Annotated in this window: 13 protein-coding genes; 12 read left to right on the top strand and 1 reads right to left on the bottom strand. The window is 63.2% G+C overall.

The features are described from left to right. Positions 1 to 1,497: a lysine--tRNA ligase gene (gene lysS / locus AC1Q80_RS29850; RefSeq protein ID WP_173423739.1), complete on the top strand. Its 1,497-nt coding sequence runs from the start codon at positions 1 to 3 to the stop codon at positions 1,495 to 1,497. Between the two features lie 108 nt (positions 1,498 to 1,605). Here lysS and AC1Q80_RS29845 read toward each other — a convergent pair whose 3' ends face one another. Further along, entirely contained in the window at positions 1,606 to 2,259 is a 654-nt protein-coding gene (locus AC1Q80_RS29845; protein WP_492362833.1) for a hypothetical protein, read from the bottom strand. A gap of 253 nt (positions 2,260 to 2,512) precedes the next feature. Here AC1Q80_RS29845 and AC1Q80_RS29840 point away from each other — a divergent pair, with 253 nt between their 5' ends. From AC1Q80_RS29840 to mnhG, 11 genes are all read left to right on the top strand, one after another. Next, positions 2,513 to 3,466, top strand: a complete 954-nt coding sequence (locus AC1Q80_RS29840; RefSeq protein ID WP_492362832.1) for a nucleoside hydrolase — start codon at positions 2,513 to 2,515, stop codon at positions 3,464 to 3,466. Between the two features lie 91 nt (positions 3,467 to 3,557). Further along, positions 3,558 to 4,568 (top strand): ligase-associated DNA damage response exonuclease, encoded by a 1,011-nt coding sequence (locus tag AC1Q80_RS29835; RefSeq protein WP_492362831.1) that lies wholly within the window; start codon positions 3,558 to 3,560, stop codon positions 4,566 to 4,568. A gap of 3 nt (positions 4,569 to 4,571) precedes the next feature. Further along, positions 4,572 to 6,185, top strand: coding sequence for a cisplatin damage response ATP-dependent DNA ligase (locus tag AC1Q80_RS29830; RefSeq protein WP_492362830.1), 1,614 nt, complete (start codon positions 4,572 to 4,574; stop codon positions 6,183 to 6,185). A 68-nt stretch (positions 6,186 to 6,253) separates the two neighbouring features. Then, a complete protein-coding gene (locus AC1Q80_RS29825) occupies positions 6,254 to 6,442 on the top strand; it encodes a DUF3008 family protein (protein WP_492362829.1) in 189 nt (62 codons plus the stop codon). Between the two features lie 103 nt (positions 6,443 to 6,545). Beyond that, the gene (locus AC1Q80_RS29820) at positions 6,546 to 9,215 is read left to right on the top strand and encodes a bifunctional diguanylate cyclase/phosphodiesterase (protein ID WP_492362828.1); all 2,670 of its coding nucleotides are present in this window, start codon (positions 6,546 to 6,548) and stop codon (positions 9,213 to 9,215) included. 257 nt (positions 9,216 to 9,472) lie between these two features. After that, complete coding sequence (locus tag AC1Q80_RS29815; protein ID WP_492362827.1) at positions 9,473 to 12,379, top strand: monovalent cation/H+ antiporter subunit A; 2,907 nt, start codon at positions 9,473 to 9,475, stop codon at positions 12,377 to 12,379. Further along, positions 12,379 to 12,726, top strand: coding sequence for a Na+/H+ antiporter subunit C (locus tag AC1Q80_RS29810; RefSeq protein ID WP_173423747.1), 348 nt, complete (start codon positions 12,379 to 12,381; stop codon positions 12,724 to 12,726). Before AC1Q80_RS29815 ends, AC1Q80_RS29810 begins: the two co-directional genes overlap by 1 nt. Continuing rightward, on the top strand, positions 12,695 to 14,338 hold the full coding sequence (locus AC1Q80_RS29805; protein WP_492362826.1) for a monovalent cation/H+ antiporter subunit D: 1,644 nt from the start codon (positions 12,695 to 12,697) through the stop codon (positions 14,336 to 14,338). The genes AC1Q80_RS29810 and AC1Q80_RS29805 overlap by 32 nt, the downstream gene beginning before the upstream one ends. Before the next feature lie 3 nt (positions 14,339 to 14,341). After that, entirely contained in the window at positions 14,342 to 14,827 is a 486-nt protein-coding gene (locus AC1Q80_RS29800; protein ID WP_173423749.1) for a Na+/H+ antiporter subunit E, read from the top strand. After that, on the top strand, positions 14,824 to 15,105 hold the full coding sequence (locus tag AC1Q80_RS29795) for a K+/H+ antiporter subunit F (RefSeq protein WP_176355071.1): 282 nt from the start codon (positions 14,824 to 14,826) through the stop codon (positions 15,103 to 15,105). The genes AC1Q80_RS29800 and AC1Q80_RS29795 overlap by 4 nt, the downstream gene beginning before the upstream one ends. Beyond that, a complete protein-coding gene (gene mnhG, locus AC1Q80_RS29790) occupies positions 15,102 to 15,485 on the top strand; it encodes a monovalent cation/H(+) antiporter subunit G (RefSeq protein WP_492362825.1) in 384 nt (127 codons plus the stop codon). The genes AC1Q80_RS29795 and mnhG overlap by 4 nt, the downstream gene beginning before the upstream one ends. Position 15,486 lies beyond the last annotated feature (1 nt).

Here is a 15,486-nt window from a genome sequence, read left to right as displayed (position 1 = left end):
ATGAACGACAAGACCGAGACAACAGCCCTCTCCTCCGACGTGACGGAAGTGCGCGCGCAGAAGTTGAAGCTGCTGCGCGAACAGATCGGCGACGTCTATCCGGCGCATTTCCACCGCACGATGACCAATGCCGAGCTGGCAGCGAAGTACGAGAACCTGGAGCTCGACACCGAGACGCAGGACGTCGTCACGGTCGCCGGCCGCGTCTACTCGTCGCGCAACTCCGGCATGTTCATGGACATCCATGACGCCTCCGGCAAGATCCAGATCTTCAGCCACAAGGACACCACGCCGGAAGACGCCCGTGCGCTCCTGCCGATGATCGACATCGGCGACATCATCGGCGTCACCGGTGTCGTGCGCCGCACCAAGCGTGGTGAGCTGACGATCAACGCGCAGGCGATCACCATGCTGACGAAGTCGCTGCTGCCGATGCCCGAGAAGTGGCATGGCCTCTCCGACATCGAGCTGCGCTACCGCAAGCGCCACCTCGACATCATGACCAACGAGGAATCCAAACTCCGCTTCCAGCAGCGCAGCAGGATCGTCTCCGGTATCCGCCGCTTCATGGAAGACGACGGCTTCATGGAAGTCGAGACGCCGATGCTGCATTCGGTCTATGGCGGTGCCACGGCCGAACCGTTCAAGACCCACCACAACACGCTGAAGCTCGACATGTACCTGCGCATCGCGCCGGAACTGTACCTGAAGCGCACGCTGGTATCGGGCCTGACCGACAAGGTGTTCGAGATCAACCGCAACTTCCGCAACGAAGGCGTGTCAACGCGGCATAATCCCGAATTCACCATGATGGAGTGCTACTGGGCCTACGCCGACTACGAGGACATCATGGACCTCGTCGAGCGGCTGTTTGAGAAGCTCGCTCTGTCGATCCACGGCTCGACCGAATTCATGTTCGGCGACAAGGAAATCTCCTTCAAGGGTCCATTCCGTCGCGTGCCGATGCCGGATGCCGTCAAGGAAGCGACCGGCATCGATTTCCTGGCGATGAAGACCGACGAGGAAGCCCGCGTTGCCGCCAAGGCAGCCGGTTTCGAAGTCGAGAAGGACTGGACCTGGGGCGAATGCCTCGCCTTCGTCTTCGAAGAGAAGGTCGAGCCGACGCTGATCCAGCCGTCGCACGTGACCCATTTCCCGAAGGACATCTCGCCCTTTGCCAAGGAAGTTCCGGGCGAGCCGCGCCTCGTCGAGCGCTTCGAGACCTATTGCAACACCTGGGAACTCGGCAACGCGTTTTCCGAGCTCAACGATCCGGAAGAGCAGCGCGCCCGCATGGTCGAGCAGCTGGAGCAGGCGCATGCGCGCGGCGAGAAGGCCAAGCAGCTCGACGACGAGTTCCTTGATGCCATCGACCAGGGCATGCCGCCGGCAGGTGGCCTCGGCATCGGTGTCGACCGCCTGATCATGCTGCTCACCAATGCACCGTCGATCCGCGACATCATCCTGTTCCCGGCGCGCCGCAACAAGGCCGACTGATCAGGGCCACAACGGCACGAAACAAAGAGCCCGGCGCGATTGCGGCGGGCTTTTTCCGTTGTCGATGGTGAATTTGCCGGCGACGCGTCCGATCGTGCCATCGGCCTCTCAGTGGCCGGCAGGCGCCTCGGCGCTCTCGGCCTTGTGCTCTGCCGCGGCGGCTTCGGGCGCTGCCTCGCCCTCGACAGCAATTGCGTTCGGATCGATGCAGGGCGAACGATCGTCCATACCGGCCATCATTCCACCGATATCGGCAACCGAAAGATCGACCGTGTTGCCGTGAAAGAAACCGGCCGAGTTGGCCGTGCCATCATTGTAGGACGCGCGGAAAGGCTCATCCATGCCCGGCACGCTTTGCGGACCCGGTGCGAAAAGAACTTGCGCCCCGATCGCGGAGCCACGCACCGCAGCCCGCTCTTCCGGCCCGGCAGCATCGAGAACGACCACCTGATAGAGATCTGCCTTTTCCGACTTCGACAGCGCGCCGACCACGCGCAGCGCCGTGCGCATGCGTGCCTCGCCATCGGCACGGTCCGTCTTGATGTGCATGCGAACCCAGCGCTGACCGTGATGGCCGAGCTTGACGGTCCTGACCAGCGTGCATTCGAGACCGGAGGTGGCAGGCTTCGACATCTGCTCCATCAGCGCGTCGCGGCCGACATAGACGGCGGCAGCACCTGAGGCGGCCGACACGCCGAATGCGGCGGCAAGGATGACGACCAGCCTCTTCGATGGGCGCAACTTGCCGAGAATAGCCTTCACGAGAATGGCTCCGCTGTCATGACAGGAACTGAAACAAAAGCCCGAAGGCGCCTGGCAAGGATAAGCGCTCGACCTTTCGGAAAGTTTAAGCGGGTTCGGCGGTTGGGTGATCGAAAACAACACGGTTCATGCCGGAGGCGTCATCAGCTTTGCCGTCAGGCATGCCCGGCTGGGATCGATCACCGATTGACTTTCGCGGGCATCTTGCCTCCATTGCGACCCGTCAAACGCAAGAAAAAGAAAAGAAGAACACATGCACAAGGTTATCTTTGATACGGATCCGGGCATCGACGATGCGATGGCCCTGCTCTTCCTCCACCGCCACCCGGATATCGATCTCATCGGCATCACCACGGTCTTCGGCAACGCCTCGGTCGAAACGACGACGCGCAACGCGCTGTTCCTGAAGCGTGAGTGGGGCATAAAGGCGCCGGTCGCCAAGGGTCTCGACAAGACCTTCAATCCGGACCGGCCGCATGTCGGCTGGCCGACCTTCATCCATGGCGATGACGGCCTCGGCAACATTGACGTGCCCGAGACGATCGACCTGCCGGTCGATCCGCGTTCGGCGCACCGCTTCATCATCGACACCGTGCGCGCCAACCCCGGCGAAGTTACGCTGATTGCCGTCGGTCGCATGACCAACCTGGCATTGGCACTGCGCGAAGATCCGGACTTTGCGCCGCTGGTGCGCGAAGTCGTGATCATGGGCGGCGCCTTCGACGTCAACGGCAACATCACGCCGGCTGCCGAAGCCAACATCCACGGTGACCCCGAGGCTGCCGACGTCGTCATGACGGCACCGTGGCCGGTGACCGTCGTCGGTCTCGACGTCACCACCAAGACGGTTATGACCAAGGCGATGCTTGCCGACATCGCCGAGCGCGGCGGAGCGCCGGCGAAGCTGCTTTCGGACATCTCGCAGTTCTACATCACCTTCTACGAGCAGCATGTGCCCGATGGCATGGTGGTGCACGACAGCTGCGCCTGCGCCTATGTCGTGGCGCCGGATCTGTTCAAGGTTCGCAGCGGAGTCATCCGCGTCGTCTGTGGCGGCATTGCCGATGGCCAGACGATCCAGAAGCCCGACAGCCGGTTGTTCCCGCCAAGCCCTTGGGACAACCTGCCGAGCCAGAAGGCCTGCATCGACATCGACGCGGCCAGAACGCTCAAGCTGATCGGCGACACGCTGGCACTGAACGGCTGATGCCATATCGAACGGACCGGCATTGCCGACCGTTCGAAAAACTTTGCAGCCATGGCTGGCGGATCCGTTTCCGCCAGCTATCTCTAAGGGCATGAAACCGGACGCCCTGCTCTATCCCGCTCCCAAAGGTCTCTACTGCGAGATCGGGGATTTCTACATCGATCCGGTGCAGCCGGTCGATCGCGCGCTGATCACCCACGGCCATTCCGACCATGCCCGTTCTGGCCACGGCCAGGTGCTCGCCACCCGCGAAACCCTCGACATCATGCGCATCCGTTACGGCGAAGGCTTTTGCGGCACCAGCCAGGCCGTAGCCCTGGGCGGGACGATAACCGTCAATGGCGTCGAGGTACGTTTTCACCCGGCCGGCCATGTTCTCGGCTCGGCGCAGATTTCGGTGATGTCCAAGGGCACGCGCATCGTCGTGTCGGGCGATTACAAACGCCGCCGCGACCCGACCTGCCTGGCGTTCGAACCGGTGCCCTGCGACGTCTTCATCACCGAGGCGACCTTCGGCCTGCCGGTCTTCCACCACCCTGACGACCGCACCGAAATGCGCAAGCTGCTGACGTCGCTGAAGCAATTTCCCGAGCGCACCCATGTCGTCGGCGCCTATGCGCTCGGCAAGGCGCAACGGGTGATCGCGCTTCTGCGCGAGCAGGGCTACGACCAGCCGATCTACATCCACGGCGCCCTGCAGAAACTCTGCGACTACTATCGGAGCGAAGACATCGACCTCGGCGAACTCCGCCCGGCAACGCTTGCCGCCGACGAGAAGCAGGACTTTGCCGGCACAGTCGTCATCGGCCCACCCGCCGCCTTTGCCGACCGCTGGGCCCGGCGCTTCGTCGATCCCCTGGCGATCTTCGCCTCGGGCTGGATGATGATCCGGCAGCGCGCCAAGCAGCGCGGCGTCGAGCTGCCGCTGGTCATCTCCGACCATTGCGACTGGCCTGAACTCACGCAAACGATCCGCGAGATCGCCCCCGCGCAGGTCTGGGTCACCCATGGCCGCGAGGAGGCGCTGGTGCGCTGGTGTGAGCTTGAGGGCATCGCCGCGCGGCCCTTGCATCTCGTCGGCTACGACGACGAGGGGGAATGAGCGATGAAGGCCTTCGCCGAACTGCTCGACCGCCTCGTCCTGACGCCGCAGCGCAACGCCAAGATCCGGCTGCTGGCGGACTACTTCCGATCCGCGCCTGATCCGGATCGCGGCTATGCGCTGGCGGCCATCGCCGGCACCCTGTCGCTCGCCACCGTCAAGCCGGCGATGATCCGTGACCTCCTGCTCGAGCGCATGGACGAAGTGTTGTTTCGCTATTCCTACGATTATGTCGGCGACCTCGCCGAAACGGTGTCGTTGGTCTGGGAGCCGCCGGAAGACGTTGTACCGGACGACATTCCGCTGGGTGACGCCATCGAGAAGCTGCAGACGACCGGCCGCGCCAACGTGCGCAGCGTCGTTCGCGACATGCTCGACCGGCTCGATACGTCGGCGCGCTTCGCCTTTCTGAAACTCGTGACCGGCGGCCTGCGCATCGGTGTCTCGGCCAAGCTTGCCAAGCAGGCGCTGGCCGAGATGGGCAGCAAGGACGTCACCGAGATCGAGACGCTCTGGCATGGGCTCGCCCCACCCTATCTGCCGCTGTTCCAATGGCTGACCGGCGAGGCGGAAAGGCCCGCGCTGTCGACGCCCGCCGTCTTCCATTCGGTGATGCTGGCCACCCCCGTCGGTGAAGGCGATCTCGATGGGCTCGACCCGAAGGATTTTGCCGCGGAATGGAAGTGGGACGGCATCCGTGTGCAACTCGCCAATATCGGCGGGACGAGAAGGCTCTATTCGCGCAGCGGCGACGAAGTCTCCGGCGCCTTCCCCGACGTCTTGGAGGCCGCCGACTTTTCCGGCATCATCGACGGCGAACTGCTGGTCGGCGGCACCGCCCGCACCAACCGCGCCACCCAGACCTTTTCCGACCTGCAGCAGCGGCTCAACCGCAAGGCCGTCAGCCGCAGGATGCTCGACGAATACCCCGCCTTCATCCGCGCCTACGACGTCCTCTTTTCGGGCGAAACCGACGTTCGGGCAGAAGCCTTCCTGGCGCGACGGGCGCTGCTGAGCGACCTCGTCGAACGGGCTTCGCCGCAGCATTTCGACCTGTCGCCGCTCGTGCCGTTTTCCTCCTGGGAAGAGCTGGACCAGCTGCGGTCCGAGCCGCCCGATCCCGTCATCGAAGGCATCATGCTGAAGCGACTGGATTCGCCCTATACCGCCGGCCGGGCCAAGGGTCCGTGGTTCAAGTGGAAGCGCGCGCCCTACAATGTCGACGCCGTACTGATGTATGCCCAGCGCGGCCACGGCAAGCGCTCCAGCTACTATTCCGATTTCACCTTCGGCGTCTGGACCGAGGTCGACGGCGTGGAAACGCTGGTGCCGGTGGGCAAGGCCTATTTCGGCTTCACCGATGCCGAACTGGAAATTCTCGACCGCTTCGTCAGGGACAATACCACCGAGCGCTTCGGTCCGGTGCGGGCAGTGCGAGCCGATCACGATTTCGGCTTCGTTGTCGAGGTCGCGTTCGAAGGCCTCAACCGCTCGACGCGGCACAAATCTGGCGTTGCCATGCGCTTTCCCCGTATCGCGCGGCTGCGACAGGACAAGCTCCCTCATGAGGCCGACCGCCTGGAGACATTGCAGGCGATGATCGAGAGCAAATCGTGATCCATCGCGGGGAACCGGTCCGTTCAGCCTGCGTTTGAGCTGTTCGAACACCCGCAAGGAGATGCGACATGCCTGCAAAATCCAAGGCACAGCAGAAAGCGGCCGGCGCAGCACTTGCCGCCAAACGTGGAGACATGAAGAAATCCGAACTCAAGGGTGCGTCGCGCGAGATGGAGAAATCCATGACCGAAGGCGAACTGGAATCCCTTGCCGAAACCAAGCACAAGAAACTGCCCGAGCGCAAGGCCGCAAAATGACCCCGTGCGAGCATAAAAGCCGGAACTAAAACAATAATTGTTAATACCAATTTGGGATCATCCCGGTCGTTTCGTATCCTTCTGATGCCGCCGGGGTGATCTTGTGCCTGCCAGACATGCCTTCGATCTCGGGAAAAAGAAACTCTCCGGGTTTCTGACGCCGAACTACCTTCCCGCGATCATCGCCTCTCTCGTCGTTCTGGTGGCTGGCATCCTCGCAGACAACCAGAACCAGGTGGTCTCCGAAGCGCGCGTGCGTTCACAGGTCGCCGACGAACTCAACCCGATCCGCTCCAAGCTTGAAGCCAGCATCAACGGCAACATCCAGCTCGTGCGGGGCCTGATCGGAACCATTGTCACCGAGCCGGGCATGGGGCAGCAGCGCTTCGCCGCTCTTTCGCGCAGCATCTTCACCGAACGCTCCCAATTGCGCAGCATCGCCGCCGCACCCGACCTCATCGTGCGCATGGCCTTTCCCATGCAAGGCAACGAAAAGGCGATCGGGCTCGACTACCGCAAGAACGAGGCGCAGCGCGCCGCCGTCATGAAGGTGAGGGATACCGGCAAGATGGTTCTGGCCGGCCCTGTGGATCTGGTGCAGGGCGGGCGCGGGCTGATCGGTCGTTTTCCGGTCTCGATCGAAGCGGGCGGCGGCAGCAACCGCTTCTGGGGCATCGTCTCGGCAGTCATCGACGTCGATCGTCTCTACAATGACAGCGGCCTCTTCTCCCCCTCGCTCGGCATCGATATCGCCATCACCGGCCGCGACGGGACGGGCAGCGACGGTACGGCCTTCTACGGGAATGCCAAGGTCTTCGATCAGTCCCCGGTGGAGATGACGGTCCTATTGCCGGGAGGCTCCTGGCACATCGCTGCCATTCCCAAGGGCGGTTGGCCGCACACCGCGCGCAACGCCTGGCTCATCCGCGCGCTGATTGTCGCCGGCGGACTGATGATCGTCCTGCCGATGCTCCTGACCGGCCGGTTGATGAGCGAGCGCCAGAACAACATCCGCGCCCTCAGGCAGAGCAAGGCGCAATTGCAGGAACTGTCGCATCGCCTGAAGATCGCCCTCGACACCTCGGAGATCGGCATCTGGGAACTCGACATTGCCAGCGGCAAACTGCTCTGGGACGAGCGGATGAAGGAACTCTACGGCAAGACGGGATCTGTCCGTCAGGCCTATGACGACTGGAAGTCGACGCTGCATCCCGACGATGTCGCTCATGCCGAGGAGGAGTTTGCCGAAGCACTTCGCTCGGGCGCCTCCTACAATTCCGAGTTTCGGGTGCGGCTGCCGGATGACACCGTGCGCCATATCCGTGCGGTTGGCTCGGCCTATGACGGCGCCGATGGGCGCAAGAAGTTCGTCGGCGTCAACTGGGACGTGACTGCCGACATCCAGACCCGTGCCACGCTGTCGGAAGCCAAGCGGCAGGCAGAAGCCCATAGCGCCGAACTGGAAGCAGCTCGCCACCGCATGGAATTCAATGCCCTGCACGATCCGCTGACCGGCCTGCCCAACCGCCGGTTTCTCGACCAGGTGCTTGCAGACAGAAGCCAGCATTTCGATGCCGAGGCAAGGCTCAGCATCTTCCACATGGATCTCGATCGGTTCAAGCAGATCAACGATACGCTCGGTCACGCCGCAGGCGACGAAATCCTGCGCCACGCCGCCGAGCTGCTGCGGACCAACGCCAAGGAGAAGGACTTCGTCGCCCGCATCGGCGGCGACGAGTTCGTCATCGTCCGCCCGGAAGACAGCACCGAGCCCGACGCGCGGCTCGCGTCCTGCATCATCGAGGCGATGAGCGTTCCGGTTCGCTACAAGGACCAGGAATGCCGCATCGGAGTCAGCATCGGCATAGCCGCTCAAGCCCGACCGACCGACGATCTGTCCCAGATCCTCGTCAATGCCGATATCGCCCTTTACGAGGCCAAGCGCCGCGGTCGCAACCGGCACGAAACCTTCACCGGCGATCTGAAGACCGCCGTGTTCAAGACCAAGCAGACCGCCGACGAAATCCTTCGCGGCTTGGAACACAAGGAATTCATCGCGCATTTCCAGCCGCAATTCTGTCCGAGCACCCTTGAGGTCATCGGCGTCGAAGCGCTCGCGCGCTGGGACCACCCGACCAAGGGGTTGCTGGGTCCGCACACCTTTCTCAAGACCGCCGAAGACATCAACGTCGTCGCGTCCATCGACCAGGTGATCCTGGAGCAGGCGCTGTTCCAGATCTACCGCTGGCAGGCCAACGGCATCCATATCCCGAAGGTTTCGGTCAACCTCTCCTATGCGCGTCTGCACGATGAAGGGCTGATCGACCGTCTCGAACAATTGCAGATCCCGCGCGGCCGCCTTTCCTTCGAGCTTCTGGAGTCGATCTCCTTCGACGAGAGCGACATCACCGTGCTGTCGAACATTCGCCGAATCAAGGAACTCGGCATCGATATCGAGATCGACGATTTTGGCACCGGCTATGCCTCGATCCTCAGCCTGTTGAAGCTGACCCCGCGGCGCCTGAAGATCGATCGCCAGCTGATTCTGCCGATCCTGGATTCGCCGACCGAAAAGCGCCTCGTCGAATCGATCATCGATATCGGCACGTCGCTCGGCATCGAAGTGATCGCTGAGGGCGTCGAAACGCTCGAGCATGCCCGCATGCTGCAGGAGCTTGGTTGTCATGGCCTGCAGGGTTATGCCTTTGCCCGGCCGATGAGCGCCAACGATCTCGCCACCTTTGTTTTCGAGCGCAGGTGGCAGGCGGCCTGACATCGCCGCTATCCGCCCGCGACGGTTCGGCACGTGCCCGAGCTGGTCAAAAATGACGCAATCTCACATTTTTCCCACCATCGAGGCTTGGCAGCCCCCGGGAAAATCGTCATAAAAACATACGGCTGTTACCGCTAAGCGGACTGTGACGGCATCGTCTGCGACCGTTGCATCAGCGATGGTCCTTGAGGGGCTTCGGCACCCAATCTCCATTATGCCCAAGAGAAGGGAACGGTACGATCGAATACGCGGGGAAATTGCTTTCTGTCTTCATCCTAGCCCCGTTCGCGGGAAGCCTCATTGCAATCTTCTTTCCGCCCGATCAACGCGGCGCCACAGCCTGGTTCGCAGGCGCAATCGCGCTTCTCTGCTTCCTGATTGCGGCCGGCCTCTACCCCTTCGTCACATCTGGCGGCGTTCTTCGCTATGAACTGGCCTGGATACCGGAACTCGGCCTCAACTTCACCTTGAGGATGGACGGCTTTGCCTGGCTGTTCACGGTGCTGGTGACCGCGATCGGCGTGCTCGTCGTGCTCTACGCCCGCTATTACATGGCGGCGGAAGATCCGGTGCCGCGCTTCTTTGCCCTGTTCCTCGCCTTCATGGGATCGATGCTGGGCGTCGTTCTTTCCGGCAACCTGATCTTGCTTGCGGTTTTCTGGGAGCTGACGAGCATCGTCTCCTTCCTGCTTATCGGCTATTGGCATCACAATGCCCACGCTCGCGACGGCGCGCGCATGGCGCTGACGATGACCGGCATGGGCGGGCTCTGCATGCTGGTCGGCCTGTTGATCATGGGCCGCATCGTCGGCAGCTACGATCTCGACGTCGTGCTCGCCTCTGGCGACATGATCCGCGAGCACCCGCTCTATCTGGCGACATTGGTGCTGATCCTGCTCGGCGCCCTGACCAAGAGCGCGCAGTTTCCGTTCCATTTCTGGCTGCCGCACGCGATGGCCGCACCAACGCCTGTTTCCGCCTACCTGCATTCGGCGACGATGGTGAAGGCGGGCGTTTTCCTTCTCGTGCGGTTCTGGCCTGTGATGGCCGGCACCGAGGCCTGGTTCTGGATCGTCGGGCTCGCCGGCCTGACGACGCTGCTTCTCGGCGCCTATTTCGCGATTTTCCAACAGGATCTGAAGGGGCTGCTCGCCTATTCGACCATCAGTCATCTCGGGCTGATCACGGTGCTGCTCAGCCTCGGCAGTCCGCTCGCCGCCGTCGCCGCCGTCTTCCACATCGTCAACCACGCGACCTTCAAGGCATCGCTGTTTATGGCGGCCGGCATCATCGACCATGAAACCGGGACGCGCGACATGCGCAAGCTCGGCGGACTGATACGCTATATGCCCGGGACCGCCATGCTCGCGATGGTCGCGAGCGCCGCCATGGCCGGGGTGCCGCTGCTCAACGGCTTCATCTCCAAGGAGATGTTCTTCGCCGAGGCGATCGAGACGCATCAGGCCAACCTGCTCGACACGATCACGCCCTACGTCGCCACCCTTGCCGGCATGTTTGCCGTCACCTACTCGCTGCGCTTCATCCACAGCGTGTTCTTCGGCAAGACGCCGAGCGACCTGCCGAAGATCCCGCACGAGCCGCCGCGCTGGATGCGCGCACCGATCGAATTCCTCGTGCTCGCCTGCCTCGTCGTCGGCATCATTCCGGCGATCACGATCGGTCCGTTCCTGCACACCGCCGTCGTGTCCATCCTCGGCGCCAGCACGCCGCAATACAGCCTTTCGGTCTGGCACGGCTGGAACCTGCCGCTGATCATGAGCTTCGTGGCGCTTCTCGGCGGTATCGGTCTCTATTTCCTGATGCGCAACTATCTGGCGACCAGCACCGAGGGACCGCCGGTCTTCCGTCTGCTGCACGGCCAGCGTATCTTTGAGCGCGTCCTGGTCACGCTCTCGTGGAAATGGGCGCGTTCGCTCGAACAGAGGCTCGGCACGCGCCGGCTGCAGCCGCAGATGCGCTTCCTCGTCTTCGTCGCGATCATGGCCGGTGCCCTGCCGCTGCTGCTCAACCACTACGAGCTGCCCCCGCTTCTGGTCCGTGGCATCGATCCGGCCTTTGCGCTTCTCTGGGCGATCGGCATCGCCTGCGCCGTCGGTGCCGCCTACCAGGCGAAGTTCCACCGGCTGGCGGCCCTCGTGCTACTCGGCGGCGCCGGTCTCGTCACCTGCATCACCTTCGTGTGGCTGTCGGCACCCGACCTTGCCGTCACCCAGCTCCTCGTCGAGATCGTCACGACGGTGCTGATCCTGCTCGGCCTGCGCTGGCTGCCCAAGCGCATCGAGGACACCCAGGAATCCGAACTGCTTTCGCTGCGGGTGCGCCTGCGGCGCCTGCGCGACTTTGTGCTTGCCCTTGTGGCAGGCGGCGGCGTGGCGCTGATCGCCTATACGGTGATGACCCGACCGATGCCGGAAACCATCGCCAGCTATTTCCTCGAGCGCGCCTACAAGGAAGGCGGCGGCACCAATGTCGTCAACGTCATCCTCGTCGACTTCCGAGGCTTCGACACGCTCGGCGAGATCGCGGTGCTGGCCATCGTCGCACTGACCGTCTTTGCCCTTCTGCTGCGCTTCCGTCCGCAGGCCGACAGCCTGGAGGCGCCGGAACAGCAGCAGGTGCAGAATGCCTTCGACGACGATCATCCCGACCGCGCCAAGGGCGACAGCGTCGCTGAATATCTGTTTGTTCCCTCGGTGATCATGCGCTGGATGTTCCCGGTCAGCGGCATGCTGGCGGCCTATTTCTTCCTGCGCGGCCATGACCTGCCGGGCGGCGGCTTTGCCGCCGGCATCGCCATGTCGATCGGCTTCATCCTGCAATACATGTCCGGAGGCACGCGTTGGGTCGAGGAGCGGCTGCGCATCCACCCGCTTCGCTGGATGAGCATCGGCATCATCGTCGCGGCGGCAACCGGCATCGGGTCGTGGCTGTTCGGCTATCCGTTCCTGACCTCGCATGCGCAATACGTCGCCTTGCCGATCATCGGGAAGATCCCGCTGGCAAGCGCGATCTTCTTCGACCTCGGTGTCTTCTCGCTGGTGGTCGGGGCAACGGTCCTCATCCTGATCGCGCTCGCGCACCAGTCGATCCGCGCGCCGCGTGCCCATGCCCGCGCCCTTCGCGCCGCAAAGGAGGCGAAGTAATGGAGATCATCCTGTCTGCCGCCATCGGCGTCCTCACCGCTTCAGGCGTCTACCTCCTGCTTCGACCGCGCACCTATCAGGTGATCATCGGTCTGTCGCTGCTCTCCTATGCCGTCAATCTGTTCATCTTCAGCATGGGCCGGTTGCGCGTGAACGCGCCTCCCATTCTGGAACCCGGCGGCGTCGGCGATCTCTCGCGCTATACCGATCCGGTGCCGCAGGCCCTGGTGCTGACCGCCATTGTCATCGGCTTTGCCATGACGGCGCTCTTCCTCGTCGTGCTGCTCGCCTCGCGCGGCTTCACCGGCACCGACCATGTCGACGGAAGGGAGCAGCGCAGTGAGTAATTGGCTGCACCACCTCATCATCCTGCCCATCCTTATCCCGTTGATGGTCGGCGCGGCGATGATCCCGATCGACGAGCGCAACCGCATGGCCAAGGGCGTCATGGGCTTCGTCTCGACGCTTGTCCTTTTCGTGCTCTCGATGGTGCTGATGCGCGCAGCCGCCTCGACCGAAGGCTTCCTTGCCGGCACAAGCGTCTACCAGCTCGGCAACTGGCCGGCGCCGTTCGGGATCGTTCTGGTTCTCGACCGGCTATCGGCGCTGATGCTCTGCCTGACGAGCGGCCTGGCGCTTGCGGCCCAGGTCTATTCGATCGCCCGCTGGCACACCGCCGGCCATCACTTTCATTCGCTGTTCCAGCTCTTGATCGCCGGCCTCAACGGCGCGTTCCTGACGGGCGACCTGTTCAATCTCTTCGTCTTCTTCGAGATCATGCTGGCGGCATCCTATGGCCTGCTGCTGCACGGATCCGGTCCGCTGCGCGTCAAGGCCGGCCTGCACTATGTCGCGATCAACCTTGCCGCCTCCTCGCTCTTCCTGATCGGCGTCAGCCTGATCTATGGCGCGACCGGCACGCTCAACATGGCCGATCTCGCCATCAAGCTTTCGACGATCTCGCCGGAAAACCGGCAGATGGTCGAAGTCGGCGCCGGCATCCTCGGTGTCGCCTTCCTGGTCAAGGCCGGCATGTGGCCCTTGAGCTTCTGGCTGCCGACCGCCTATTCGGCGGCGACGCCGCCGGTCGCGGCCGTCTTTGCCGTGCTGACCAAGGTCGGCATCTACGTCATACTGCGCCTGTCGCTGCTCGTCTTCGGCGCCAATGCCGGGGTTTCCGCCGGCTTCGGCCAGACGCTGCTCGTAATCGGCGGCATGCTGACGATCGCCTTCGGCGCGATCGGCGTGCTCGCCTCCCAGGCGATGGCGAGGCTCGCCGCCTATTCGGTGCTCGTCTCCTCCGGCACCTTGATGGCGGCGATCGGCCTCGGGCATTCGAGCATGATTGCCGGCGCGCTGTTCTACCTCGTCAGCTCGACGCTGACGATTTCGGCCTTCTTCCTGTTGATCGAACTGGTGGAGCGCGGCCGCGACGCCGGCGCCGACGTTCTGGCGGTGACGATGGAAGCCTATGGTGATGCCGACGAAGACGAAGAGGTCGATGAAGCTGGTGCCGCCATACCCGGCACCATGGCTGTGCTCGGCCTCTGCTTCTGCCTGTGCGCACTTCTGCTGGCAGGATTGCCGCCGCTTTCCGGCTTCGTTGCCAAGTTCGCCATCCTGAGCGGTCTCTTCGGCCTCTCCGGCGCCGAACCCACACCGGCGCTTTCGGCCGCAGACTGGACCTATGTCACCTTGCTGATCCTGTCTGGCCTTTCCGCCATGATCGCCATGAACCGCGTCGGTATCCGCACCTTCTGGGCCTCGATCGAGAACACCGTGCCGCGGGTCTTCGTCATCGAGATCGCGCCGGTCGTGGTGCTGCTCGGCGCCTGCATCTTCCTCAGCCTGCAGGCCGGGCCGACGATGCGCTACATGCAGGCGACGGCGGATTCGCTGCTCAACCCCTCGGGCTACACAGAGCGCGTCCTGACGGCGCCGCGCGTGGGAGGGCAGTAACCGATGCGCACCTGGTTCCCCTACCCGCTTTTGTCCATCGGCCTGCTGATCATCTGGATGCTGCTCAACCAGTCCGTCGCGCCCGGCACCATCGTCATGGGCACGATCCTGGGCATCGCGCTCGCCTGGGTGACGCTCAAGCTTCACCCGGCGCGCTCGCATCCACGTCGGATCCTGCGCACGCTGCGCTTCGGCGCCAGCGTGTTCGTCGACGTCATCCGCTCCAACATCGCGGTTGTACGCGTCATCCTGCGCGTCGGACGCCGCGCCCCGAACTCGGGCTTCCTGACGGTCGACATCGATATCGAGGATGAAAACGCGCTGGCGCTGCTCGCCTGCATCATGACAGCAACCCCGGGCACTGCCTGGCTCGAATATGATCGCGGCCGGAAATCGCTGCTCTTCCACGTGCTCGACATGGAGAACGAGGAGGTCTGGATACAGACGGTCAAGCGCTACGAGGCCGGTTTGAAGGAGATGTTCGGATGACGGAGCTTGCAATCATCTGGTCGATCCTGGCAGCCCAGATCATGATCGGGCTTGCCATGGCCTTCGCGGCCTACCGCATGGTCAAGGGACCCCGGGCACAGGACCGCATCCTCGGCCTCGACACCCTCTACATCAATGCCATGCTGATGCTGCTGACCTTCGGCATCCGCACCGCCAACAGCATCTATTTCGAGTCCGCGCTGATCGTCGCGCTGATCGGCTTCGTCTCATCGATCGCCTTTGGCAAGTTCCTGATGCGCGGGGAGGTGATCGAATGAGCCATCTGACCGACCTTCCGACCTGGGCTGCCGTCATCGTCTGCGTGCTGGTTCTTCTCGGCGCGGCGAATGCACTGATCGGCTCGATCGGCCTGCTGCGACTGCCGGATTTCTACACCCGCCTGCACGCGCCGACGCTTGCCACCAGCGGCGGCGTCATCCTCATCTGCACCGCCTCGATGATCTGCTTTGCCGTGCTGCAGAACCGCTGGGTGTTCCACGAGGTCCTGATCATCGTCTTCGTCATCATGACCACGCCGGTCACGCTGATGCTGCTTGGCCAGGCCGCCCTTTACCGCGACCGCGTCGAGGAACGACGCGGCGTGCCGCTGAAGCAGAAGCCGCTTCCCGAACCGGTTTCAAAAGAAACCGAAGAGTAGA

This window comes from Ensifer sp. GW823-FHT05D09 (assembly GCF_058795755.1).
This window is presented reverse-complemented; position numbering and strand designations above follow the sequence as displayed.

Coding starts and splice junctions, on each gene's coding strand:
- AC1Q80_RS29825 (WP_492362829.1), top strand. CDS start 6,254: ATGCCTGCAAAATCCAAGGCACAGCAGAAAGCGGCCGGCGCAGCACTT.
- lysS (WP_173423739.1), top strand. CDS start 1: ATGAACGACAAGACCGAGACAACAGCCCTCTCCTCCGACGTGACGGAA.
- AC1Q80_RS29810 (WP_173423747.1), top strand. CDS start 12,379: ATGGAGATCATCCTGTCTGCCGCCATCGGCGTCCTCACCGCTTCAGGC.
- AC1Q80_RS29840 (WP_492362832.1), top strand. CDS start 2,513: ATGCACAAGGTTATCTTTGATACGGATCCGGGCATCGACGATGCGATG.
- AC1Q80_RS29795 (WP_176355071.1), top strand. CDS start 14,824: ATGACGGAGCTTGCAATCATCTGGTCGATCCTGGCAGCCCAGATCATG.
- AC1Q80_RS29835 (WP_492362831.1), top strand. CDS start 3,558: ATGAAACCGGACGCCCTGCTCTATCCCGCTCCCAAAGGTCTCTACTGC.
- mnhG (WP_492362825.1), top strand. CDS start 15,102: ATGAGCCATCTGACCGACCTTCCGACCTGGGCTGCCGTCATCGTCTGC.
- AC1Q80_RS29830 (WP_492362830.1), top strand. CDS start 4,572: ATGAAGGCCTTCGCCGAACTGCTCGACCGCCTCGTCCTGACGCCGCAG.
- AC1Q80_RS29805 (WP_492362826.1), top strand. CDS start 12,695: ATGTCGACGGAAGGGAGCAGCGCAGTGAGTAATTGGCTGCACCACCTC.
- AC1Q80_RS29800 (WP_173423749.1), top strand. CDS start 14,342: ATGCGCACCTGGTTCCCCTACCCGCTTTTGTCCATCGGCCTGCTGATC.